The sequence below is a fragment of the Roseimicrobium gellanilyticum genome (genome assembly GCF_003315205.1).
Classification (GTDB): domain Bacteria; phylum Verrucomicrobiota; class Verrucomicrobiia; order Verrucomicrobiales; family Verrucomicrobiaceae; genus Roseimicrobium; species Roseimicrobium gellanilyticum.
In genome coordinates this window covers 1-25,576 of sequence record NZ_QNRR01000023.1, presented here as the reverse complement: position 1 = coordinate 25,576, position 25,576 = coordinate 1, and the positions used below count along the sequence as shown (strand labels likewise).

The window sequence follows — 25,576 nt, the reverse complement described above, 5'->3', positions numbered from 1 at the left end:
CAACCTTTGCCCGGGCCTTACTCATGGGTCATAGTGCCCTGCTTTGCCTCAATCTTCGTCTTCACCGGCTGTTCTATGGGCACTAGATCCGCTGTCACAAAGACTGCACGAGAGATCTCTTTCTTCCCGTCCCCTTCATCTGAAGGATTCCAAAGAGCCACCATGCGAGGCTCACCCATAGCCAGACGAGTGTTGCTACCGACCTGCATGCCGGTACCCTTTCCCTGTCGCAATGTCACCTCCAGATCCATCATTCGCTCGTTTGGACCCAGGACGGCACGCATCTCCACCTCAAAAGCCCCAGTGAGTGGATTCAACGAGTACAACTCACAGGGCTTGTCATTGAGAGTCTCCAATCGATGCCGCTCCACCACACGCGCCTGTTGATTCTTCACCATCCTCTCCAATATCTCCTTTCCTCGCCCATGGCTTCCGATGCCGGAAGTGGCATCTGCGACTGCTTGCATCAACGAGGTCTCAGCCTCGATGACTTCCACCCGGCAGACCAGTGTCCGCGGAATCTGTCTCCACATTTCTTCCACAAACTCCGCAACACGTTTGATGCCCTCGGCATTGTTGACAATCCAAAGCGTGGAGTCCTTGGGTACGTAGCTCGCGGAGGAACCTTCCGGAAACGCAATCTTCGCTCTGTGCAAAGGTCTATCGTCATCGCGAGAAAGGAAATCCACGCTTCCGGCATCGGGGGAAACAGAAGGGGCAAAAGGATCTGCCGGTTCGACAGGCTTGCTGCTCTTGGTGGCATATGCCAGTTCGCCTCGATCAAATGAGACGCCTCCCCCTTGAAGAAAGTTGCGGGGTACTGCGAAAACCCGCTGTTCCATGCCATGGGGGAGCTCTCTTCTGGGAACGACCTCGCGTGGCTTTCCCACGGGAGGTGCCCCTACCAACTCACGGAGCTTGGTTTCCACCAAAGGATTGATGTCATGCACCAACAACACCGCCCGCGTTCTTAGGAACGCGATGCGCACCTTGTTTCCGCTCCCGTCTTCCGCCCCTGATGCCCGCCACGCTCCCAGGATCTTGGTGGCTCCATCCGGAAGCAGCACTGAAGATCTCAACACCACGCCGGAAGAGCGTGATCCCTGCCATGCCTTGCCCGCTTCAGCCGCTGGACCGTATTCAAAATCGTATTCGAGCTCAATGGTCGTGCCATCCGCGAGGAGGACAGGTCTGGCTTCAAAACGCAGTCCCTCCGAACGACCAATGCCCCGCCCGGTAGAGGCCTCATCAGAAAGCGTCACTCCCTCTTCAGCTCGCGCTCGCTGGCCACTCACCGTTTCCAAGCGCAACCTGCGCAATGGTTGGGCTGCGACTTTGGCCTGACCTGGTTCTTTTAGTCGGGCGAGCAGTTCGGTGTGGTTGGCCAGGATTGAGGCTTCCTCAAGCAGTGGACCTATTCGTTCCTCCGAAACCTCCAGCACTTCGAGAGAAAGTTCCAAATGGCGCGGAGCCATGCTCACAAGCTGGTCCGAATAGGCTTCGATAAGGTCGACCCAAGGCTGGGTACCGCGGACACTCAAGGTGCCGGTTTTCGAATCAAACAGGGCGGCGGTGCCAGGATACATCGGAATGCCTTGTGTCTTAAGGATGGGAAGTACCGCATCATTGGAGCGCTTCAGATAGGCCTCCCATTCCGTGCGAGAAGCAGAAGGTGCAGGCATCCCGTCCAGCGACGATGGCAACCCACTCGCTGAGTACGCCATGTCATCCAATTCCAGCGGAAATTGGAACGTCTTTATCACCCATTCTGTTTTCCTTTCCGCTTCTACTCCTGATGCAGCAGGTGTGGCCAGCAGCATTGCGACGCAGGCCGTCAGGAGGCGAAGACCCACGGTTCCATAAAGGTAAGTCATCGCGGCTTGCATCGGTTCTTCAGTCTTTGCTGCTCCGCTGCTTTGCGTTTTGATCTTCCGCTCAGCTCCACTCTGCCTACTCCCCCGCCACGCCCTCGGGTTGCAGGAGCTCTTTCAGATTGTAGTGCGTGTACCGTGTGTGGCTGGCGACGTTCTCGCCGTCGGCATTGGCCACCCAGAAGTCCAAGGTCTCCGGGGCAAAAAGGACGGACTGGATGTTGGAGGTCATGCACACGGGGCGCGTCATGAGGTCGCGGGCGGTTTCCATCTCGAATTTTCCGTAGCCCTGCTTCACGCGTTCGGTGAGGGCTTCGTAACGATCGCCGGCAGACATGAGCACAGTGTCCTTCATGGCGTGCGGCAGCTTCGGATGGGTGTCACCGGCCCAGATGGTCTCGAAGGTGGTCGGGGTGGCGGCGATGCCTACGGCGCGCTTGGTCTTGCCATCAGAGATCACATAGTAGTACTCACAGGTGCGCGGGCCGCGGCGCATGATCTCCACAGCTTCATCGAGGGTATCGGCCTGCTCCATCACTTCGCGCATGAGCTGGGCCATGGGTTTGCCATCCCAGTTGCCTTCGCCCTTGCCGCCCATCTCGCCGATAGCGATCTGTTTCTCATTCATCGCGGTCACCGTGCCGAGGAAGCCCGCATAACCCAAGTTCACCCAGGCATGCGCGCCCTCCGGCTGCATGACGATGACACACGCATTCTGCTCCAAGCCCACGCCCTTCATGTAGTCGAGGACGCGACCATGATACATGCGGCCACCAGCCGTGGCATCACCATAGATGGCGAATCCGCTGCAGTGGAAGAGTTCCGGGAAGAAATTCGCCAGTCGGGCCTCCTCCACACGCACCCCAGATGCTGCGGCAAGGGCATCCATCTCACGGAGGTGCGCCTCACTCACGAAGGGTTGCAAACGCGCCTGCGCCGATTCGATTTCGCCGAAAAACCACGTGCCCTTTGCAAAGGAGCTGCCTACACCCACGCCGTACAAGATGCGGTCCACGAGGAACCGCACTTCTTTCTTCATGATGGTGCCGTGCTGCTCCCCTATCTCTTCCGGCGTTCCCTTGAGGAAAAGCACCTGCGTGCCATCCCGCACCTCCAAACGACCCTTTCCGTGACGCGCCACCACCCGGCGCTCGCCTGTCACTGGCCCCAAGGTCGGAATTTTCTGACCCAGGCTGCTGAGAGCGGCAGGAATGAAACGCGTGAGATGGCTCAGCGCCACGGTCTCCACTCTGTCGTCGTCAGCCGCAGGCAACTTCCACTGCGAGTCTGCCCACGCAGGCTCCAGATCCGGATTCACCAGTTCCACCACGACCTCCTTGCCCTTTCCATCTGCCACGCCAAAGCGCAGCGGCACAGCATCGCCCTTGCGCACCCAGAAAGTCACGGCCACGTCTGGCAGCTTCATCGACTTCTGCGCTTCTGGGCGCGGCACGAGTGTCAACACACTGCACGCCTCGCCTTGCACCACTTCATCCGCTTTTGTCTCCACCGTGCAGAGCAGCGGCATGAGCATCATCTGTTCGCGTGCGACTGGCACCTTGATGGGTGGCAGCTTCGTTCCATCCACCTTGCCCGTATCCGTGCGAAAGCGCGGCACGTCCGGTGAACCCACGAGGGCAAACTTCTTTTTCGCTGAGCGCATCCACAGCTTCACCCCATCCGAACCTGCCGAGAGAGTGTCCCCTTTCACCTCCACTTCGAGGAAGAAACGGTCTGGCGCTTGATAGGCGATCCTCGCCTCCTTCCCCACCAATTCCTTCGGCAATCCCTCTGCCTTCACCACCTTGAGTGTGGTGGAGAACGTTCTGGCTTCTGCCCCTGCTTCCGGCGACACGACCGAAAGCACGTGCTGGACGGCTGCGGCAAGCGTGGGTGGTGGTGCGGTGGGCGCTGCCTGAGCCTGCACCCGCATGGCGGGCGTGCACAGGACCAATGCCAATAGGAAAAACAACGCCTGAGTGTGGATCGCTTTCATCTCGATGAACCCGATGCCTCGGGGGACAGTATTCTGCCCCGGCCAGCGCTTTGGTGACAAGTCGCATTTCCACCACCCCATCCCGCAATGTAACACGCACACGCTGTCGGTTGGTGTACACAAATCGGCAATTTCGGGAAAAGAGGCTCCGCGCCCGCGAGTTGGTCGGCCCCACGTCACTCCCATTTCACGGTGTGCTGATACTCCACCACGCCCTTCGGAAATCCCTTCTGCAGCAGCTCCACGGCGCGCTTCACTTCGGTGTCTTCCTTCTTGCGCAGGTCCTCCGCCTTCATCGGCACAATTTCATGAGGTGGCACACCGATGCCTTCGATACCGCGGCCTGCATTGAACCGGCCCATGTTGCTCGCCACGGAGTATCGGATGGTGAACAATCCACTGGGCGTGGTGACCTCTGTCTTCTGCGAAGAAGTGCCCGCTGTGGGTGAGTCACCTATCATGTAGGCGCGGCCATCCTCCTTGAACATGCCGCCGATGGTCTCGCCCGCAGAGCGCACGCCGGCATCTACGATCACCACCATGGGGCCAGTGTAGGGATGATCACCTGCGCCGGTGTATTGCTTCCACGTTTGCCCTTTCGCAAGGAAGCGACCGAACACGGCTTCGTGATCGCAGGCGCCGCCGCCATTCGCGCGCACGTCGAGGATGAGTCCGGGCACATCGCCGAGATCCTTCAGCATTTGATCGAGTTGCTGGGGCAGGTCGTCCGGCACATCACGGAGATGGATGTAGCCGAATCCCTCCGCGGTCTTGCCATAGGTCTGCCTACCCACACGTTTGCGATCCACCGGATTGTACACGCGTCCTGAGGGCACAAAGTTCGTGCCGCCCCCACGTGTCAGTTTCACCTCTTTCACCGCGCCAGTCGCCGTGTCCTTCGTTTCAAATGTAATCGTAGTGCCATCCCAGCCCGCGAGCCCCCAATGACAGGCAGCATACAGCGCCTGGTGATCCGTGGAGTAGCCACTACCCTCGTCCTGCTTCTCCTTCGCGCGTTTGCGCAGCCATTCCATTGCAGGCATGCCATCGACCTTCACCACCTCAGCACCGGGTCCCAGGCCTTGTTCCGCCACGCGATCATAAGCAGCGCTTACATACACCTTGCCCTCGCTTATCAGCAGCATGATCCCCGGTCCGGAATACTTGCGGCCTTGCGACTCATCCGGCCACTTCACCTTTGAGTCGCGGATACCCGCATGGCCATCTCGAAGTTGGCCAATCAAGCGCATCACCAGCTTGAGATGCTCTTCATCCGTCTTCACGTTTTTCGCAGCCCTTGTGCACTCCACCTTCACGGCAGCCCAATCCACGCCCTTCTTCTTCAGGAGTGGACCAGCTTTTGCCTCGAACTCCTTCAGCAGAAAGGCCACGTCCGCTTCATACGGCCTGGGCGTTTCCTGCGCGCCAACCGCATGAGCGGCCATCAGGCCCACGGCGATGAACGTGCTCTGAAAGTTCATGAAGATCCGGGCTCGATGCATGGTGTGAAGCAATCATCCGAGGCACCTGCGCTGTGCCAGCCAACGCCGCGTTTATAGCGGAGTTTCAGCAGTGCCGTCGAGCAATAGTTGCCGCGTCTTTCAAACCTGTGATCCCAACGCCGCGCCCGTTTCAGTCGATGGACGCAAACTACGAACGCTCCTCCACCCTGGCCCATGCGAGGTCCACCCGCAAAAAGGCAGCCTGCATCACGGAACGGCCGGAATCGGAAATACTCTCCTCAGGAGACCAGACACCCACGAGGCGCACCATGCCCGGTCTGGCAGCCAGGGAGGAACTGCAGCGGAAGCGCCGGTAGCTGGCAAGCGCGTGCTCCGCCTCACTGAGATATCCCGCCACGCCATGCCTCGCAGGAAACTCCGTGGAAGCGATGTAGTGGTGCTCAATCTCCACCTCCACATCCATGCTGTTGCCACTGATGACAGGCGCCACTTCCAGCCAGGTTCCGATGAGACGGGCGGGGGCGGCAAACTTCGGCGGGTGAATGCCATTCCGCGTTCCCTTGGCGGCGCCGTCCCGGTTCACCACTCCGCTACGCACCACACTCGGCGCAGTCCGCGCCGCTGCACCTGAAGACATCTCCAGCGCTGACACCGGCCCTGGACTGGACACATTTCCAGCCGCGAACCATCCCTTCTCCCCATGCCGGACTTCCAGACGCGCGGTACGCAATAATCGCATCCGGCCCTCGGTGGCCAGAGCTTCCACTTCTTTCCAGAAATCCCGGTGATCTGCCACATTGCGCGAGCGCCCCATGAAGCCACGCATCAGGCTTGTCTCCCCTTCCACGATCTCCAGGGTGAGGTTTGCCACTTTGGCGAGCTGCACTTTCGTGCCTTCCAGGAAAGTCTGCATGGTGTCCAGATTCCGGGGCGTGTTCCTGGCCACCAGAATGGACACTGGCAAAAGGTGATCCACACGAGCGCCGTCGGGAAAGGAAACGCCGTGGTACTTGAGCGTCTGCACGAGGGCCTCCGAAGAGAAGCCGGTACGGGAGGGGCAAAGCTCGGGCTTCATCCGGATGACGCGCACTTCCATGCGCGATTTCGCGCCAGCTCCGTCACCGGCGCCAGCGGCCAGTGGTGGCACGGCGGCGTGGCGTTCAAGACAATCTGCCAGCCGGGCATTCTCCAGTGGCAAGAGTGGCACCATTTCCGCCCGGAGGAATGCGGCCTGCATCAGGCCGCTCTGGCCATGTGCCGGAGCACAGACTGCCAGCAGGCGTGAAGTACCCGCTCCCATCATCGTGCTGGTCACCAGCCGCAATTGGCGCACTTTTTCCGCCGTCTCACCATTCCCGTTGGTACCTGCGGTGGAAGAGAGGAAACTGAAGTCGATCTTCAGCGAGATGTCGGGCTCCTCAGGATTGATCTCCGCCTCCACCACCAGACGCGCGCCACGGGAGAGAGGCGCGGCCGCTCCCGCAGAGCCACCCGCCTCATCAAAATCTGACTCAGAGACTGCTCGCTGCCCGGAGCGGGTTTCCAGACGGATCTGACGCACGGATCTCACTTCTCCGGTATTCGCCAGCATCTGCAGATGGCTGAAGACTTCCGAGTGATCCTTCCTGTCCTGGGATTCCGCGAGGCTCCAGCGCACCAGCGTGGCCGCAGCTTCCAGCACCTCCAGCTCGAAGACGAGCATCTGCGGCACTTTCCGCCGGTAGGCTGCAAAGACCTGCTCCAGCAGTGCAAGATGCTCGGCGGTCGTCCGCACCGCCAGAGTGGCGGAGTCTTCCTCGTAGAGAAAGTGGCTGCCCTCGGGTGCCTCAAGACCCAGTTTCGCAAGCCAACGTGATACGATGCCGGTAGATTGGGCGATGGCCAGATGCCACGCAGCGACGGGCGCGTCCTCGTCTGGAACGGCAGGAAATGCCACCATCACATTTGATGAGCCATGCCTTCCCGATCTTCCAGATGCAGCGGGCCGGGGGCTGCTCTCCAAACATTCACTGGAGAAACTGTCTGGTAACTGAAAGTTTCGCGTCACCCACAGCTCGGATTCGACACTCGCTCCCAGCTGGGAAAAGTTCCCCGTATCAATGCGCATTCCGGCCGTCCGGGCAGCCGTGCCAATATGCATCGAGGGTGCGGTATCCATAGGTAGGGGAGATCTTGGTCGCACATTCTCCGTATCCTTCGCCAAAATTTTCATTCAAGAAGCGCCTCGAAACATGCTCGCGTTAGAAAACATTTCGTGGCACAGTCCGTGTTACTTTGTTGTCAGAGTCCTCATGCCCCCGATGAAGATGTCCCCGCGCCCCCGTCCAGGCCTTCGGTTTGGCACTGGTCTCAGCTTTGGTATCCTATTGAGCGTGGGATCTTTGCACGGAGCCCCCACCCGTGCCGATGTGCAGTCGAATGAGCCGGTGGCTGCGGATCTTTCCCTGCAACCCACCCGGGAGAAACTGGCTCAAGCCCACGCCCACTATGTGAGCGCCCGCATGCTGGAGGATGAGGGACGCATGCGCGAAGCCCTGGGGCACTACCTCGCCTTCCTTGAAAAGGGCGGCGCGGAGCCGGACCTGGTGGCGCACATCGCTGAGATGGCGCTGAACTACCAAGGCATGGAAGCCGCGGTGAAGCTGCTGGAGGATGCCATCAAGGCGTCTCCTGCCAGCTCGCAGCCTTATGTAAATTTCACCAACTTCGCACTCACCCACAGCAGCGCGGAGAATGACCTGCTGACTCGTGCGGCCACAGCGGCCGCAGAGGCAATGTCGCGCTTCCCCCACAGCGCGGATGCGTACGAAAACGCCGTGCGCCTGTACCTCTCCCAGAAGGAACGCGCCAAGGCCGCCGAGGCCCTGGAACGAGCGGCGAAGCAACCCGTGACGGAGGCAGAATACTGGCTGCGCCTGGGCCGCGCCGCACAAGAAGTGTGGCCTCTCGCAGACACCGAGCAGCGCGGAGAACATCTCACACGGGTGAATGTCTTCTTTGACAAGGCGATGCTGCGCGCGCGTGAGGCCAAGGATGAGGCCGCGGAACTCTGGATCGCGGATTATTTCCTTTTCAGCAATCAACTCGATCGCGCCGCCACCATTTGTGAATGGGTCGTGCAACGCAGCGGCAGCCTGGACTCCCGCAAGCGTCTCGTGCGTCTCTATGAAGCGCTGGAGCGGCCGGATGATTCACTCAAGGCACTGGAGGCTCTGGTCTCGGCGTATCCCACGGATGTGGAGCATCAGCGGCTGCTGGCCGGCAGGTATGAGCAGCGCGGCCGCACCGCCTTTGGAGAAGATCGCAAGGAGTTCGCGAAGAAAGCCGCGGAGCACTTTGAAGCCGCCCTGCAGGCGGGTGGCGGCGATGTGGATGACTACATCAAGGCCGCGACCTACATTGAGTCCACCGGAGACGATGAACGTTTCGAGCGCTTCACGGCGCGTGCTCAGCAGCTCTACCCGGGAGAGCCGCGGGTGGGCTATCTCCGCGCGCTGGCGCTGAACTCCGTGAAGAAGCACGCGGATGCCGCGAAGATGTTTGAGGATACGGCGAAGCTCGCCAAGACCCGTCTCCCGGATCTGCTGAATGATGCGGGTTATCATTTTTCCTGGGGCGCCGCCCTGGAGCGCAGCGGGCAGTTCGATGCGGCGGCGAAAGCCTTTGAGAAGAGCGTGGATCTCACTCCGCCGGACAATCCCCCCAGCGCTGCCTCCACCATGAACTACTGGGGCTACATGTGGGTGGAGCAGGACAAGCACCTCGACAAGGCCGAGACCCTGCTGCGCAAAGCAAATGAACTGCGCCCCGATGTGCCGGCCTTCATTGACTCTCTTGGCTGGCTGTACTTCCGCCAGGGAAAGTATGACAAGGCACTCACCGAACTGGAACGCGCTGAAAAACTCATGGAGGAGTGGACTCCGGAGGACGCGGAGATTCTGGATCACATCGCGCAGACACATCAGAAGCTGGGCAATGCCGACAAGGCCAGGGAATACTGGCAGCGCGCCCTGGATCTGAATCCGCCGCAGGAACCCATCCGTCAACGCGCCGAAAGTGAACTGGGACTGAAACCCAAGCCACAGCCAAACGCTCCGCCTGAAGAAAAACCGGGCACGCCTCCGGCAGCGAACTGACGCCACCACGGCCGTGATTGACGGCAGGCGGTCATTGCGGCTGAGTGTTCGCCATGGACGACTCGATCGCTCCCGGAGCGAGAGAATTTCACACCACGCGATGGAGCATGGTGCTGGCCGCGCAACGCGCTGCTGACACCACGCAGATGCACACTGCCCTGGCCACCCTGTGCCGGGACTACTGGTATCCCCTCTACGCATTTGTACGGCGCAAAGGTCACGCCCCGCATGATGCGCAGGATCTCACGCAGGCATTCTTTGCGGATCTCCTCGGACGACCAATCACAGGAATCGATCCATCGCGGGGGAAGTTCCGTTCTTATCTGCTGGGAGCGCTCAAACACTTCCTGGCCAATGACTGGGACCGTGCTTCCGCAAAAAAACGTGGTGGAGGCCGCCCTGCTTTGGAGTGGGATGCGCTGAACGCGGAAGCGCGGTTTGCGCTGGAACCCTCGGACAGCATGGAGCCCGATGCGCTCTATGATCGCCGCTGGGCACTGGAGCTGATGGATCGAGCCATGGCAAACCTACAGGCCGAGTATGAGCAAAAGGGCGATACGACGCGCTTTGCCGTTCTGAAAATTTCGCTCTCCACTTCAAGTCCACCCCCGGCGGAACTGGCCGCTGCTCTCGGCATGAGCGAAGGCGCCGCCAAGGTGGCGGTGCATCGCCTGCGCCAGCGTTACCGCGAAGTGTTGCGCGAGGAGATTGCCCAAACCGTGGCCACTGAAGCCGAGGTGGAGGCGGAGATGCGGCATCTCGTAGCTGTTCTGCGGCAGGCGTAACCAGGAACGGTTTCTTGCGAATCTTGAGTTTTCTTTGTAACTCACGTGACTGGTTTCTTCAGGAAGGGCGTGAATCCATCTGCCATTCACCATGACACCTTCGAAGACCTGCCCCGAATGCGGCGCCCTGCTGCCCGCAGATGCCCATGATGCCCTCTGCCCTGCCTGCCTGTTGAGCCATGCGGCGCGCGATCTGGATGTCACCCAACCCGCGGCCGGGCCGCAGCAGTCTGCGGAATCCCTGCTGCAGCATCTGCCTTGCGACTTCGGTGGTTATCATGTGCTGCGACTGCTGGGCCGCGGCGGCATGGGCACCGTCTATGAAGCAGAGCAACGCACGACCGGCCGTCGCGTGGCCTTGAAGATTCTCGGGCAGGCACCGGACACCGCGGAAATGCGTCAGCGCTTCCTGCGCGAAGGACGGCTCGCAGCTTCGGTGAGTCATCCGAATACCGTGTACATCTTCGGCACGGAGGAAATTGAAGGTGCGCCCGTCATCGTCATGGAACTGGCCGACGGAGGCACACTGAAGGATGAACTCAAACGACGCGGCCCGCTGCCAGTGAGAGAGGCCGTGGACGCCGTGCTGCAAATCATTGATGGCCTTGAATCAGCACACACCGCTGGTGTGCTGCATCGCGATGTGAAGCCGGCGAATTGCTTCCTCACACCGGAGGGAGTCGTGAAAGTGGGTGACTTCGGCCTCTCTGTCTCCACGCTCGCGCGCACGGACACGAAACTCACCGCCAGCGGCATGATGTTGGGCACGCCCTCCTTCGCGCCACCGGAACAGTTGCGTGGTGACGATCTGGACGCACGCGCGGACATTTACTCCGTGGGCGCCACCCTCTATGCACTGCTCACGGGGCGTGTCCCTTTTGAAGGAGAGAATGTCATCCACGTGGTGACGAGGGTGCTGGATGCCGCACCCAAGCCGCCCCTGGAGCGGCGTGCCGATTTGCCGCCGGATCTTTCGCAGGTGATCATGCGTTGCCTCGCAAAGAAGCGCGAGGATCGCTTCGCCACTTATGCCGCTTTGCGGGAAGCCCTGCTGCCCTTCAGCTCGCAAGTGCGGCAACCAGCGCCATTGGGCCTGCGTTTCGTTGGCAAGTTCCTGAATGAAACATTCGTCATGATCCCCGAAATGGTCATTGGGATCTGGATGGGATGGGATGCTTTTGACAAGTTCCTCGCAGACCGCGGCGCCGGATCCTTCGCCCTACTTCTTGGTTTCATGGCGGTGTACATTCTGTACTACACCATCACTGAAGGCATCTGGGGCACGTCCCCGGGCAAGGCGCTCTGTGGTCTCCGCGTCGTACGCCTGGATGGGGCGGTGCCCGGCATTCCGCGTGCGCTGGTGCGGGCCCTGTGCTGGACACTGGGTCTGAACCTCGGCTACCTCTTCATCTTCTTCACCACCTCAGCGGAAGAGTACCGGGCTGCGGTGGAACGGCAGTGGAGCCCCATCTGGTTCTGGATTTTCACACCCCTGTGGCTGCTCCTCCTGGTGACCATGCGCCGCTCCAACGGATATGCCACGGTGCAGGATCTCCTCAGCGGCACCCGAGTCGTGGTGCGGCCCAAGACCCCGGTGCGCCCACGCCTTGCCGTGGTGGTAGAAGAGGCCGCCCCATCACGTGGCGAGCGCCTCGGGCCCTACCTGATCAACCAGACAAAGACGGGGGCCGCCTCGTATCTCGAGGGATATGATGACGTCCTACGCCGGCGTGTGTGGATACGTTCCTGCGAAGGCACGGCACTTCCGATCAGCGAACCGCGCAGGCATGCCAGCCGCGCCACCCGCCTTCGCTGGCTGGGAGGTGTGCGTGCGGAAGGCGGTGGATGGGATGCGTATGAAGCACCCCAAGGCCGTGCTCTCATCTACATGCCACCGCAATCCCAGCCCTGGAGCACCGTGCGGCACTGGCTGCAGGACCTCGCGCAGGAGATGGACGCTGCTCTGCGGGACGGGACACTCCCTGCCTCTCTCTCCTTTGCCCATGTCTGGCTGACCGCGGATGGCCGTGCCGTGTTGCTGGATGATCCCTGGCAGGATCACGGGCACGTGATGATCAGTCAGGAGGATGAGACTTCCCACCATGTCAGCAACGCGGCGACTGCGGAGAAATTCCTGCATGCTGTGGCAACGAGACTGCTCGATCCTGCCAGCATCCCACTCCATGCGCAGGACTTTCTCTCGAAGCTCTCCACCGGAGCCATGGATCGTCTGAGCTTCGTGCAGGGGAATCTCCAGTCCCTCATGGGCCGCTCTGCCGCCATCTCCCGCCGCCGGAGGTTTGCCTCGCTGGCATTGCTGCCCGGGGCGCTTCTCACATGCCTGATGCTGTTCGGCTTCGCCCTGTGGGAGCTCAAACGCCCTGTTGAGGCCTTCCAGCAACAGCACTCTGCTCACGCGGAGCTGCCTCTTCTGGTGACCGCCTATGAAGCCATGCGAGAAGGCCCGCCTCATTGGACCGACAAGCAAATGCACGACGCCGCGCGGATTGTTGCCGCTCACAAGGCATTGATTGAGGAGCCCAAGTTCGCCGAAATCACCGCGGATGTATTCACAGACGAGCAGCGGGATCTGGCGCGGGCTGCGGTGCGAGACAATGCCGGGATGACCGGGGCAGAACTGGAATCAGCGAAAACACAGCTGAACGCCCAGATGCTGGAGATAGGCACCGCACCTCACGATCCCCGTCTTCTGTTCTACGTGGCCGGAGTCGTGATGGTATTCGCAGCCACAGTGAATGCCGTTTCCATGCTGCTCCTCGGAACCAGCGCAGGCTTCCGGATGTTTGGCATCGCCCTGGTCAACCGCCACGGAAAGCCCGCGAGCCGCCTGCGCCTCTTCTGGCGGTCGCTGGTGGCATGGGTCCCACTGGTGCTCCTTCTGATGATAACAGGCGCGGCACATCAGCACGACAAGTCCATGGCTCCACAACTCGCCTGGCTGTTTGCCAGCCTCTTCACCTTGTGGGTGGCCGCGGGAGTATGGGCCATCGTCCGCCCCATGCGTGGCATCCATGACTGGGTGTCAGGCACGCGCCTGATTCCTCATTGAGACAGGTGCACATCTCCTGCAATGTCGGCGGTGCGCATGCGTTCGTAACGCATGCGCGCATCTGATTGCACCTCAGGACATCGCTGGACACGACGGAAGCTCCTTCGCAGCGCGGTAGGCATGACGGCAGGCGCGATGGGAATCCAGCACGTGTCCGCCGCCACGCAGGAACAGCCCGGTTTCACATTTGCCCTGTTGGGCGACCTCCACTTTGATCGACTGGAGCATCACGATTTCCAGTGGCTCGCGGCGAGTGGAAAGCCAGACCATTCGCAAATCCTGCGCTACAGCGAACTGACGAGCGCAGTCATGCCGAAGCTCTTCTCCGCCGTGAAGCAACAGGTGCACACGGACAAGGCGACCCTGGTACTTCAGGTCGGCGACCTGGTGGAGGGACTGTGTGGGAGTGAGGCGCTCGCTCGAAAGCAGAACGAGGAATCCCTGGCGTTTGTGAAGGATGCGGCACTCGGCGCCCCGTTCCTCTTCACCAAAGGGAATCACGATGTGACCGGCCCTGGTTCGGAAGAAGCCTTTCGCGATGTGTTCCATCCCTTCTTGAATACCGCTGCGGCGCCTTTTGCCGGCAAGCTCGAGCCGGACCACGCCTGCTATGCCATCACGCATGGCAATGCGCATTTTCTTTTCTTCGACGCCTACTCGAAGAAGAGCTTGGGCTGGCTCGAAGCCGCGCTAGCAGCGTGTACTCGCCGGCATGTCTGTGTGGTCATTCATCCACCCGTGGTGCCCTATGGCGCGCGAGCCACATGGAATCTCTATGCGAAGGACAAGACCAGTCGCGAGAAGCTCCTCACATTGCTCGGACGCCGTGAGACAATCGTACTCGGTGGGCACATTCACAAGTACAGCACCCTGCAGCGACGCACGGAGGGCGGTGGCCGGTTCGTGCAAGTAGCCGTGAGCAGCGTGATCTCCCCCGGAGCGGTGAAGGCCAAGGATGAACTCGGCGCTCAAGACTACACGGGCGATCAAATCAAAGTGGAACCCAAACATTCACCTGACACCGAACCACAACGCCGTGCGGTGTACGATGCGGAGCGCCCGTGGGTGAGCCAGTTCGCCTATGCAGATCTCCCCGGCTTCGCCATGGTGCGCGTGCAGGGTGAGCAAGTGAGCCTGCGCATGCACGCAGGCTCATCAGGAGAAGCCTGGCGGGAGGTGGATTTGATGAAGGTGCTGAAAGCGTAACGACGACCGTCCTACTTCTTCACCGTCTTCGCCTTCAGGCTCACGAGGTACTCCACGAGGTTCACCAAATCATCCTGCGAGAACAGGGCCTGCAGGCCGGTGGGCATCATGGACATGGGAAGCTTCTCGCGCTTGTCGATGAGGCGCTTCTCAAACGTATTCGCCACGCCGCCGGGCAGGGCGAGCACGAGTTGGTCATTCGTCTCGCTGCGGACAATGCCCATCGCGCTCTGACCATTCTTCAGGGTGATGCTCCACGTTTCGAAGCCCATGCTCACACCGGCGTTGGGATTGAGGATGGATTCGAAGAGCACATCCTTGCCAAGCTTGGAGCCAATCTCGCTGAGGCCAGGGCCGAATTCGGCGCCTGTGTCACCAATGCGATGGCACAGGGTGCAGGAGCTCTCCGCTTTCGCGTAGATGGCCTTGCCCTTCGCGACATCGCCCTTCAGCTTCACGAGTTCCGCGATGGGCGGAAGCGTCTTGCCGCCGGCCACTTGCGGTGTGGGGAAGGCCTTGGCCACGCGCTCACTGATGCCGGGGTACTGCACCATGCTGAGAGCCGTGCCGGCGTTCGCCTTCATGTCCTCGGGGAACTTGGCACCTTCGGACATCTCAACCATCGCGGTAGCACCGGGCACACTCAGGGAGAGGGCTTTCACCGCACCGGAACGAACAGCAGCATCACGCTGCGCATCCGTCACGATGTCGCTGAGCAGCTTCACCGCGCCCTTGTCGCCGCTCGCACCGAGCAGCGCGATGAGGTTCTCCGCATCCTTGCCTGCGAGTGTGTCACCCAGAAGCTTGCGGCCCTCCGGCTGCTTGAGCAGGAGCTTCACGGCATCCTGCGCACGTGGATCCTTGATGTCTTTCAGCGCGGCTTCGAGCAGTTCCGCATTCTTTCCGGTGATACCAAAATCTTCCACCATCTCGATGTAGGTTGGAGTGCCCTTCGCAGATGCGAGAGCGCTTTCCAATGCCGACTGCACCTCCGGCTTGTCCTTGTAAGGTGTGTTACGCAGACGCTTGAGCGCCTCTCCCGCTACAGCGATGCGCTTCTCATTGCCAGTGGCAACCTTCAGCAGGGCGACGTTCTTCTCTTCACTGGCGGGAATGAAGTCAAACGCCCGCAGGTAGCGCGGAAGGCTGGTCTCATCCGACTTCGCGTTCGTGAGGAGGGCTGCCAGCAGTGGTGCGCTCGCGCTGCTGCGCATGCGCCAGACGATGTCGCGGCCTGCAGGACCATTCCAGCCATCCTTGCCCACGGCATCCAGCCACGCCGTCAAGCAGGCGTCTTCGCGGCCCATGGCCCCGATGCCAAGTGCTTCCACATACCAGCGATCGTTGCCATCGTGCTTCTTCGCCAGTGCAATCCACACCGCAGGGACCTTGTCCACGGCAGCGGCGTCGACGATTTCCACCTTGCCGGGCTTGCCATTGGCGGGGTTCTCCTTCTCCAGCTGCGTGCTGGTGGAAGGTTGTGGCGGCTCCACCACACGCAGGGTGATGGCATACTCGCGCAGCACCTGCTTGTTTGATTCGCCGGCAACGAGCGCACCAAGCACATCCGCAGCGTTTTCACCGCTCTTGAAGATATGCGGGAAGGTGCCCGCCACGCTGCTCTTCGGAGCCTCTGCTGACACCAGGATGGAAGCGAGGCGCAACTCACGCACGGCTGTGGCACGGATATCCGCATCGCCATCCTTCAGTGCAGGGTCAAGGTACTGGCGTGCCTTGCCAGGAATGCGGATGAGCAGGTGCAATGCACGCGCACGCTGGCGGGAGGTCCCATTCGTGTAGAGCTGCTGAAGAGCCTTCTCCGCGTCGCTCACCGCCCCCTTCGCCGTGTCGAGCTTCATGCTCACGCTTTCGTTGCCATCCTTGTCCTTGGTCACCGTCTTGGTGATCGCGGGACCCTGGAGCATTTCATACAGCTTGTTCCAGGCGACGTAGCGGGTGCTGCCGTTTGGAGACTTCAGAGCTTCGATGCATCCCGCCACGCTGTTGAAATCCGGAGCAGCGACTTTCCACGCCAGCCCTTCTGGAGCCACGCGGTAGATGCGTCCGCGGATCTTGTCCCCGATGTTATCACCCATGTTGTGACCACCCACACCTGGGTCGTACCAGTCCGCGACGAAGAGTGAACCATCCGGCGCGATGCACACATCTGCGGGACGGTACCAGGTGTCGTTCGTGGTGAGGATGTCCACCATCTCCGCTGTGTAGCCAGCGCCAGACTTTTTCACGGGATAAGCACGCACGGTACGGGGACCGGCATCGCAGTGAATCAGCTCACCGGCGAACTGTTTCCCGAGCGCAGTGCCTTCATTGATGAGGATGCCCGTGGGTGAGCCACTGCCGGTCTGCAGGAGGTTCGGGATGGAACCAGGGTCATTCTGGTACCAGTGACGAAGAGGAATCTCCGTCTCGATGTTGGTGCGCTCGGTGCGCCAGCCTGCGCCGGTGAGTTCGTCCGTATAGCCGTAATTGCCGTAGTCGAGGATGGCATTGATGCGCACGCCCTTGTTGCCGTCATCATCGTTGTCCGACTGCCAGGCCGCGCCAAAGGAGTCGACGCACACCTCGTAGTTGTTGCGGAAGTTGTGCGCGAGTGTTTCCACCTTGCTCACCTTGGCTGCGTTGAGATCGATGTCGCAGCGGAAGATCATGCCCTGGCGGTAAGGTTTGCCACCATCGGTAATTTCGCGGCCCGTGAGATCCACCACGGTCGTGCCGTCCGGATACATCAGCTTCCGGCCTTCATTGCCGAAGTTGAAATAGTACTTCCCGTCTGGTCCGAAGACGACGGCATGCAAGTTGTGATCGTGGTCGAAGTTACCGCCCACCTTGAGAATGATGTCGGCCTTCTCCGCCTTGTCATCGCCGTCAGCATCGGTCAGCAACCAGAGATTGGGTGAAGCGCTGAGCAGCACATGGGTACCCTTCCCAGAAGGATTCGGCAGCACGCAGATGCCGAGCGCATTCGTGACGTCCTTGCTCTGATAGAAGGTGGTTTCCTTGTCCGCTTCTCCATCGCCATTGGTGTCTTCCACGATCACCACGCGGTCGCCTTCCGGACGCAGGATACCCCACGCCTTCATGGTGGCACGGTAGTTCACACTCTCGGCAATCCACACCCGACCCTTCGGATCGATATCGAGGTTGGTCGGATTCTGCACCATCGGCTCCGCGGCGAAGAGGGAGGCCTTCAGGCCCTTCGGCGTGGTGAAGCCATCCATCTGTTCCTTGGCCTCGGCGAATCCATGGGGCTTGCCTCCACCACTGGAACCACCCTGCACAAGGGCGGGGGCAGGAGCGGAGGTAAACACCATGGCCACGGCCTTGTTATCTTGGGACTGCTTCGTACCACCGGCATCGAGTGCGACGGATGCCTCGAATGACTTCACTCCTGCAGGGAGATCAAAAGCGATGGTGGAATTCGAGTGCGTGCCGATGCCCAGCAGACGGCCGGACTTGCTCTTGGGCGTGTAGCCTTCCACAACCATGTCGCCGCCGCCGGTGTTGCGATTGATTACCACACCGCCCCAGCCGCTGGTGGCCTGCTTCATCTTCACATCGGAGAGCTTCGTGCGGGCGCCGTCTTCCATCACCAGTGTGGGTTCAATCCAGTTCACCCAGTCACACGCAATGCCATCTTCCCCCTCGTGCACCACGAGGTACAGTTCCTTCGCGCCAGCGAGATCCACCTTGATCTCGCTCACCCCGGTCGCCTTGCTGATTTCCTTCTTGAAGAGCGGCTTCGCGCCGCCCTGAGGGGCCGCGGCCTGCTTGGCAGGCGCGGCGGGGGCGGGAGTAGCGGCTGGAGCCTTGGGCTTCTCAGGAAGACCCTGGCCGGGCTTCGGATCCAGGTTGGCCTTGAGGTCGTCCTCAGTCACCTTGGAGGGCACGCCCTCGGCAGGCACTTCGGCCTTCGAAGCCCAGGCAATGGCATTGAGTACCAGCTTGCGCTGATCTTCGTTTCCCCAGCCCTTGTGAAAGTGGCCCCCGGTGAAACCGAACCCGCGTCCGCCACCTTCACGCTCCACAGCCCAGGCGACGTGCTGGGGCTTCTTCGCCGCGACTTCCTCACGCACGGCGGGGTTGCCGCTGTGGGAGCCGTCCTTGCGGCTCATGGTGCTGTCCGGCGGCACATCGCTCAGGATGGGTGTCACACCTTCCATGTTCCGGCGGAAGCGCATGTGAAAATACCACTCGTCATTGGTGGAGAAGGGCTTCACGCCGTTGCTGATCGGGTGCTTCGGCAGTTCCTTGAAATTCGCGTCCCAATGTGGGTTCACGCTCCAGTTGATCTCAAAAGCGCCACCGAGCCAGTCGACGAACTCCTTGTTCCCCTTCGGGATGGTGGGCTCCACGGCGTAGTGCAGGCACACAAAACCCGCGCCGCGCTTCATCTCCTTGTCGAGCTGTTCGAGGCGGTTCTCCTGCAGCGCCGGGTGTCCACCACCGCCGTCGGAATAGATGAGGATAGCGTCGGCCTTGGCCAGTACCTCAGGGGTGGGCCACTGGCCGTTGAGGAGCACGGTGGGCTCGACCGGAAGGCCGCTCTCCTTCAGGCACTTGGCCAGGAGCTGCACGCCGGCGTTGTGTTCATGCTGACCGGGGCCGTGGGACGGCTTGCCGGCAATCATGACGATGGATTTCTTCGCATCGGCGGCCTGGAGTTGCGACTGGAGGAAGCCAGCCGCGCCGAACGCCAGAGTGAGGGCGGGGATGATGAATCGTTTCATGCTGTCTTGGTTCAAACAAAGATTGACCCGCGGTTGGGCCGTGAGGGTGGAGAGAAACGGGCCTGACTGCGAAACCCTTTCGGTGGAGCGCAGTGAGGACGAGCAGCCTTGCGGAGTCGGCGGGAAAAGGAAAGAAAAAAGCCACAGCCGCGCGAGTCGACTGTGGCTGGAGATGGGTCAAGGAGAGGCAGTTTACTTCAGCTCCTTGAGCAGGAGATCCTTGAACTGCACCACCATGGGGGGGCCGGCGTGGATCTGCAGGGCGAGGATGCCCGTCTTGGGGGCATTCGCGCTGTCTTCATCGGTCACGTCCACAGTCTGCTTGCCATTGATGAAGTGCTGGAGGTGGTTGCCCTTGGCGACGATCTTGTACTCGTTCCAGTCTTCCGCCTTGATGGAGGCCTGGATTTCATCGCTGTTGCCCACGGAGCCAGCCACCTCCACGACCGGCTTCTTGCCATCCGGGCCGGGTTTGATGGTGGTCTTCTCACCGCGCTTGGCCAGGATGCCGCGACCCTTCTCTTCGTAGAGGATGCCGCTGTAGGTCTTGCCAGCTTCGAAGTCGGCCTGGTAGCCGCTGACCACCGGGCCGTGCTCGCCCTTTGCCAGCTCCTTGCTGCGGTACTGCACACCGCTGTTGCCCGCGACGATGCGGTACTTGAAGGTCAGCTCGAAGTCACCCACGGTGCCCGCCTTCCACACAAGGAAGGTGTTGTGCTTCAGGGTGCTCTTCTTGTCCTCGGGCGTGGCTCCCTTCGTGGTGCCGGTGATGGCGCCGTCCTGCACGCTCCAGAGCTCGGGATTGCCCTCCCAGCCGGTGAGGTCCTTGCCATTGAAGATGGCCTTGCCTTCGTCCGCGGAGGCCACGGACACGAGTGCCAGCGCGAGGGCTGCGGAGAACGAGAGAATGCGGGTGCGTTTCATGCGGGCGAGATAAACGGAGGCTTCGCGAGGATTCCAGCGGGGAAATATGAAAAACGCCAGATCTGAGTTTTCTCAGCCTCCCCCAATCGCACACCCAAAGCTGAGATGATTCCCATCCGGATCCACCACCATGAAGTCACGCATGCCATAGGGATAGTCCTGTGGCTCAGTCTTCACGTGCGCACCGAGCGCTTTGATCCTTGCGCAGTAGTCATCCACTTCATCACAGAAGATGCAGGTGGTGCCGCCTCCCACGGGCCGATTGTGAATACGGTGGGCACACAGGTGCAGACACGCGTCTCCCATGCGCACGCCTGCATATTCGCCAAAACGAAAGTCCTCGGTGAACCCGAGGACTTCGGTGTAGTGCTTCAAAGCGGCATCCAGATTTGAAACCTGGAAGACAGGTGTGACGCTGTAAGCCTTCACAAAAAAAGGGTGGAAGCGCGTTCAGCCACTACTTCCGATCCGCCAGCTTTGCGAGCAGACGCAACATCTCCAGATACAGCCACACCAGTGTGACCAGCAGGCCAAAGGAGGCATACCACTCCATGTACTTCGGCGCGCCCTGGGCACAGCCGTTTTCAATGAAGTCGAAGTCCATCACGAGATTCAATGCGGCGATGATGACCACCACCACGCTGAATCCGATACCGACGGTGCCGGAGCCATGGATGTAGGGGATATCAATGTTGAACATCCGGAGAACCATGGTCGCCAGGTACACCAGCATGATGCCCCCCGTCGCGGCCACGATGCCAAGTTTGAAGTTCTCCGTGGCCTTGATGAGCCGCATGGAATACGCCGCGAGCAGGCCCAAGAGCGTGCCGCAGGTCAGCATCACTGCCTGCAGCACGATGCCCTCATACACCATGTTGTACCTTGCTGAGATGGCTCCCAGAAAGACACCTTCCGCTGCCGCATAGAGAGGTGCGGTGATGGGTGACCACTCCATCTTGAAGCTGGTGATCACGGCAAGGATGAGGCCCACAATGGCTCCCACGGCGATGTACATGCCTGACGCTGCAGGATTCGCCATGGTCGCATTCCAGGTGTAGGCTGCGGGCACGAGCAGAATCATGAGCAGCAAGGCCGTCTTGTTCACCGTGCCCTGAAGGGTCATGGGATTGGTGACGCCCGCGGCCACCTTCGAGAAAGTGGAATCTGAGAGGGTGGGATTCGAAGTTCTCATAAGACGTGAAGATATCGGGAATGATACGGCGAAATAGGCACCTGCACAGGGAAAAATCAGAACGGGGATCCGGGGTGGCATAGCAGCTGAAGGCTGCTGTGCAGGCCTCTCTCACTTCACACGCCCCTCGCGGAAGTCGATGATCTCAAAGGCGGTGACGAGATCGTCACGATCCGCGAGTCCATCTTCCGCCTTCACCCTCCGCAGAAAGCGGCCGGGAAGATCATTCCAGCCCACCTTGCGCGCATACTCATTCCAGATGTGTGCCCGCTCCTCCGTGAGCTGGAAGCCGGAACGCTCGCAGCACCACGCCAGAATCTCCTCGTCCGTCCCACCCTGCTCGACGCGTGAGCACACGTCCGTGAAAGCGATGCCAAGGAAGGAGCACAGCCTGCCATCCAGCCCCAGGCTGAGACCCAGGTTGGGCAGGTACTCTTCCGGTAAGGCACCGCACTTGTGGGCGCGGATCTTGTCGAGCATGCGACCGAAGTGGAAGAGTCCGCCGACTTTCACGCGCGGGCTGCGTTGGGGTGGGTCGATCATGGAGGACACCAAAAGAGCAGTCGCAAGTGTGGTCAACTCTGCAGGTGAGGGAGGGCTCTTCGTTCAGACAGGCCGCTTCATCGTGAAAAGCGAGTCCGGTGTGGCACGCAGGTACCACGCGCCACCGAGGCGTGCGAGGTAGTCGACCTTGGTGGTATCAATGCTTCCGTCACTCACCAGTTCGGAGGCTACGTGAAACATCACCACCTCGCCGATGATGTAGTTCGCGGCATCACCGCCACTGCCATGCGGCACGATTTGATGCAGGCGGCATTCCAGGGCGAAGGGCGCCTCCGCCACGCGAGGCGGCTTCACCTTCAGCGAAGGCATCTGGGTAAAACCACTCAGAGGCCACTCACTCTCGCCATGCGGCAACGGCTTCGAGGTCGCCGACATGCCGGGTCCCATGGAGTGATTCACGATGTGCACCACGAACTCGCCTGTCTCCTGAATGTTGCGCAATGTGTCCTTCGGCGTGCCGTCGTCCTTGGTGTTCGGAGAGAAGCAGATGCTCGGGGGATTGGCGCCACCCGCCATGAAGAAGGAGAAGGGCGCGAGGTTCGGCCTGCCGTCGCTGGAGAGGGTGGAAACAAACGCGATGGGTCGCGGGGCCACGGCGTGGATGAGCACATCATACGGATCCATCTCCGCACCGGGCGCGGAAGGATCGATGGCAAGATGGGTGGCGGAATCGGGAGCGGCAGCCATGAGGGTGTGTCGGTGAACGTATCACCGATTCCCTACGGGTGGGAATCCCTATCGAGACGCAGGCGTTCCAGTTCGAGGCGGATGCTCGAGAGCTCGGACATGAGGGCGCTGTTCGCCCCCTGTGCGGCACGGTCCACAGACTTGGCGAGTCTTTCCATGCTGGCGATCTGTTCGCGGCGCAGATCTTCATCCTCCATGGAGGCGAGACGCTTCTGCACCAGTGCCGCCTGCTCCGTGCGTCCTTCTTTCAGATACCACTCGAAGTTGTGGCGTAGCGCGGTTTTTTCGGCTTCGCGATCGTACATGCCCGCCTGCACATCCCGTCGATAGCTGGCAATGTCCGCCTCCCGCGAGGAGTAGTTGCGGTCTCCATAGTTCAGCGAACGTGCGGCGTTCGAGACGAGCCAGCGAGCCTTCACCTGCTCGATGGTGAGAGGGCCATCGGTATCCAGTTCGACCTCCGGCGCGACTCCCGCTTTGCGCTTCATCTCGGCTTGTTCCGTCCGCAAGCGCTCCTGCTCCGCCGCCAGAATGGCATCGCGGTTTGCAGCCTCGGCCGCCCTGGCATACTCAGCGGCCTTCTCCGGATCATGCGGATAGTTTTTCCGCACGGCTTCTGGCAGTTCCCAGAAGGCCACCTTGCTCACGCCGGTGTCATGCTGGAGCCGCAGTCCATCCGGCTCCACGGCAATGACCTTGGCATTCACGAAGGTGCGGCCTTTCTCCGTGTGGAGCTCAGCAAAGGTCTGCGGTTCAGTTTTTTGGTCGGCGGAGAAAACGTCCCCCACAGCGAGTGTGAGTGACGAGATACAAGCGAGTCGCACGAGGGTGTGGCGGATCGTCATGTGGGGAAAGACGGTTGGGGGGAGTGGAGATATTCAATGAAATCTGCACGGAAGGCGATCAAATTCGTGAGAGTCGGAAGACGGTCGACGGCTCAGATTCTCTCGTGATAGGCTTACCTTGAGAACCTTGCCTGCCATGAAATCCGTTCCACGTCGCAATACCAGGCAAGGCGGATTTATCCCGCTGTTCTCGATCGAGTTGCTGGCACTCCTGGTCCTCTCCGCGAGCTATCTCAGCGTGGTTCTGCCCATCGCCAACCGGCTACAGCCCGACGGTTCTCGAGCGTGGGGAACCATCGTGTTCGGTCCCGTTGCTGTGTGTCTTCCGGCAGTAGCTCTCTACGGCGCATGGCGCTGGGTCAAAGGACGGCAGACGTACACGCTTCTCAATGCCACAGCCTCCGTATTGCGGCTGGAGGTTTTGGTAGGACTCTTCGGCCTGGGAGTGACGGTATGGCAGTGGCTGGCGTAAGGGATGGGAGGAGCCGGAATATCCCGGCGACTTGTCACCGGGGAGGATACGATTACTTTGCCTCATGAAGCCGCTTTCCGACTACGAGCAGAAGCATGACCGGTTGGCCGATGACTGCCCCGTGCGCGCGGCCCTGGACGTCATCCGCGGTCGCTGGAAGCCTTCCATTCTTTTTGAGCTGAAGTCAGGGCGGAAACGTTTTTCTGATATCCAGAGTGCCCTGCCAGAAGTCACGGCGCAGGCACTCACGGTGCAGCTTCGCCAGCTCGAAGCGGACGGCATTGTGAACCGCAAGGTCTTTGCCGAGGTGCCTCAGCGCGTGGAGTACTCGCTAAGCAAGCACGGCCGCGCGCTCTCGAATGTGATGGATGCATTAGAGAAGTGGGGCATCGAGCATCAAAAGAAACAGGCGGTGACCGAGGGCGAAGCCGCCGAGCCGGTTTGAGCAGGTACGTGTGGGCTTGGTTCTGGGACAGGGTGGCGGCGGACATCTCCGCGACCAGCGGTCGTAGCCACATTGGCCCGCCAGCTATGCGTTTATTTGTCCCTTCAAGTAGTCAGCTCCCCTGTGCTCTGCGCTTCTGTGGCTGCGACCGCTGGTCGCGGATTCGGTTTTCGCAGCCCCCATCAGCCACTTGCTCACTCACATTCCTGTGAGTCGCTCACAATCTTGCGACGAAGCAACTCTCTTCAGCAGGCTCATCGTGGAGTCGTATGAAGAAGAAACCACTGCTAGTCATCAATGCCAGCGGGCGCGTGACGCGCTCGGTCACCCGCCGCCTCACGAAGCATTTCGCGGAAGGGTGGCTCGCACGTCATCCGAACGCCTCACTGGTCGATCGCGATGTGGGCACGCATCCTCCCACGGCGATCACGGAGTCCTTCATCGCCGCTGCTTTCACGCCGGCTTCTGCACGCACACCGGAGATGCATCTGGAGCTCGCGCAGAGCGACGCGATGATTCATGAACTCTTCGATGCGGAAGCGATCGTGATGGGCGTGCCCATGTACAACTTCGGCATGCCTGCGCAGCTCAAAGCGTTCTTTGATCAGATCATCCGCGTGGGCCGCACTTTCAACTTCACCGGCGATGCTGAAAATCCGTACCAACCACTGATTCCACCGAAGCCACTGGTGCTGATCACCTCCACCGGCACGGGCGGCTATGGCCCCGGTGAGCCGTATGAGCATTTGAACTTCCTGGAGCCACACCTCACCTCCCTGCTCCACTTCGTCGGCCTTTCGAACATCACACCCGTGCGCGTGGATTTCGAAGAGCACAAAGGGGAAGCCTTCGAGCGTTCGCTGGCAGAGGCGCAGGAGCGGCTGGATGTTATTCTTGGGAGCTCAGCGGACGAGGTGGAAGCGCTGGGTGCTGTTGCAGCGTGAGGATGGGAGGCGGCCCTTATTAAGTAGCTTCGGATTTATCCGAATCAGGAGGCGCTTCCCACTTCGGCTTCAGCCCAATGCCATGAAGGGAAGTTGGCGAGGAATGGCGTAAAGGATGTTGCGTTTGAGATGGTTAAGTCTAGTTAGATAAATGGAGTCGCGGAAGTGGTTGTCTGTTTTTTTCTGAGTTGAGCGCGCAGCGTTTGCGCCGGGTGCGTGAGCGTTGTG

18 protein-coding genes are annotated in these 25,576 nt (G+C 60.6%); 7 read left to right on the top strand and 11 right to left on the bottom strand.

From position 1 onward, the window contains the following. Positions 1-17: 17 nt before the first annotated feature. The 4 genes from DES53_RS31910 to DES53_RS31895 form a co-directional block, all read right to left on the bottom strand. Positions 18-1,682, bottom strand: coding sequence for a hypothetical protein (locus tag DES53_RS31910; RefSeq protein ID WP_147263756.1), 1,665 nt, complete (start codon positions 1,680-1,682; stop codon positions 18-20). 268 nt (positions 1,683-1,950) lie between these two features. Further along, positions 1,951-3,867 (bottom strand): C45 family autoproteolytic acyltransferase/hydrolase, encoded by a 1,917-nt coding sequence (locus DES53_RS31905; RefSeq protein ID WP_170157582.1) that lies wholly within the window; start codon positions 3,865-3,867, stop codon positions 1,951-1,953. A 176-nt stretch (positions 3,868-4,043) separates the two neighbouring features. Continuing rightward, a complete protein-coding gene (locus tag DES53_RS31900) occupies positions 4,044-5,348 on the bottom strand; it encodes a S41 family peptidase (RefSeq protein ID WP_170157581.1) in 1,305 nt (434 codons plus the stop codon). 169 nt (positions 5,349-5,517) lie between these two features. After that, complete coding sequence (locus DES53_RS31895) at positions 5,518-7,269, bottom strand: hypothetical protein (RefSeq protein ID WP_113962397.1); 1,752 nt, start codon at positions 7,267-7,269, stop codon at positions 5,518-5,520. Between the two features lie 433 nt (positions 7,270-7,702). Here DES53_RS31895 and DES53_RS31890 point away from each other — a divergent pair, with 433 nt between their 5' ends. From DES53_RS31890 to DES53_RS31875, 4 genes are all read left to right on the top strand, one after another. After that, entirely contained in the window at positions 7,703-9,466 is a 1,764-nt protein-coding gene (locus DES53_RS31890; RefSeq protein ID WP_211325768.1) for a tetratricopeptide repeat protein, read from the top strand. 53 nt (positions 9,467-9,519) lie between these two features. Continuing rightward, positions 9,520-10,251 (top strand): RNA polymerase sigma factor, encoded by a 732-nt coding sequence (locus DES53_RS31885; RefSeq protein WP_211325767.1) that lies wholly within the window; start codon positions 9,520-9,522, stop codon positions 10,249-10,251. 91 nt (positions 10,252-10,342) lie between these two features. Then, entirely contained in the window at positions 10,343-13,321 is a 2,979-nt protein-coding gene (locus tag DES53_RS31880; RefSeq protein ID WP_113962395.1) for a protein kinase domain-containing protein, read from the top strand. A 51-nt stretch (positions 13,322-13,372) separates the two neighbouring features. After that, the gene (locus tag DES53_RS31875; RefSeq protein WP_113962394.1) at positions 13,373-14,527 is read left to right on the top strand and encodes a metallophosphoesterase family protein; all 1,155 of its coding nucleotides are present in this window, start codon (positions 13,373-13,375) and stop codon (positions 14,525-14,527) included. A gap of 11 nt (positions 14,528-14,538) precedes the next feature. Here the strand turns inward: DES53_RS31875 and DES53_RS31870 are convergent, their stop codons facing one another. From DES53_RS31870 to DES53_RS31840, 7 genes are all read right to left on the bottom strand, one after another. After that, positions 14,539-19,275: a PVC-type heme-binding CxxCH protein gene (locus DES53_RS31870; protein ID WP_113962393.1), complete on the bottom strand. Its 4,737-nt coding sequence runs from the start codon at positions 19,273-19,275 to the stop codon at positions 14,539-14,541. A gap of 192 nt (positions 19,276-19,467) precedes the next feature. Next, entirely contained in the window at positions 19,468-20,199 is a 732-nt protein-coding gene (locus tag DES53_RS31865; RefSeq protein WP_113962392.1) for a 3-keto-disaccharide hydrolase, read from the bottom strand. Between the two features lie 72 nt (positions 20,200-20,271). Next, positions 20,272-20,628: a VOC family protein gene (locus tag DES53_RS31860; RefSeq protein ID WP_113962391.1), complete on the bottom strand. Its 357-nt coding sequence runs from the start codon at positions 20,626-20,628 to the stop codon at positions 20,272-20,274. 28 nt (positions 20,629-20,656) lie between these two features. Beyond that, positions 20,657-21,391, bottom strand: a complete 735-nt coding sequence (locus DES53_RS31855; RefSeq protein WP_113962390.1) for a Bax inhibitor-1/YccA family protein — start codon at positions 21,389-21,391, stop codon at positions 20,657-20,659. Positions 21,392-21,502: 111 nt separating this feature from the next. After that, entirely contained in the window at positions 21,503-21,934 is a 432-nt protein-coding gene (locus tag DES53_RS31850) for a DUF5069 domain-containing protein (RefSeq protein WP_113962389.1), read from the bottom strand. A gap of 63 nt (positions 21,935-21,997) precedes the next feature. Then, a complete protein-coding gene (locus DES53_RS31845) occupies positions 21,998-22,642 on the bottom strand; it encodes a flavin reductase family protein (protein ID WP_245958310.1) in 645 nt (214 codons plus the stop codon). A gap of 32 nt (positions 22,643-22,674) precedes the next feature. Continuing rightward, complete coding sequence (locus tag DES53_RS31840) at positions 22,675-23,487, bottom strand: hypothetical protein (protein ID WP_113962388.1); 813 nt, start codon at positions 23,485-23,487, stop codon at positions 22,675-22,677. A 136-nt stretch (positions 23,488-23,623) separates the two neighbouring features. Here DES53_RS31840 and DES53_RS31835 point away from each other — a divergent pair, with 136 nt between their 5' ends. The 3 genes from DES53_RS31835 (at position 23,624) to DES53_RS31825 (ending at position 25,348) form a co-directional block, all read left to right on the top strand. Further along, a complete protein-coding gene (locus DES53_RS31835) occupies positions 23,624-23,959 on the top strand; it encodes a hypothetical protein (RefSeq protein ID WP_113962387.1) in 336 nt (111 codons plus the stop codon). A 64-nt stretch (positions 23,960-24,023) separates the two neighbouring features. Next, a complete protein-coding gene (locus tag DES53_RS31830; RefSeq protein WP_113962386.1) occupies positions 24,024-24,404 on the top strand; it encodes a winged helix-turn-helix transcriptional regulator in 381 nt (126 codons plus the stop codon). A gap of 269 nt (positions 24,405-24,673) precedes the next feature. Then, entirely contained in the window at positions 24,674-25,348 is a 675-nt protein-coding gene (locus DES53_RS31825) for an FMN-dependent NADH-azoreductase (RefSeq protein ID WP_113962385.1), read from the top strand. Positions 25,349-25,576 lie beyond the last annotated feature (228 nt).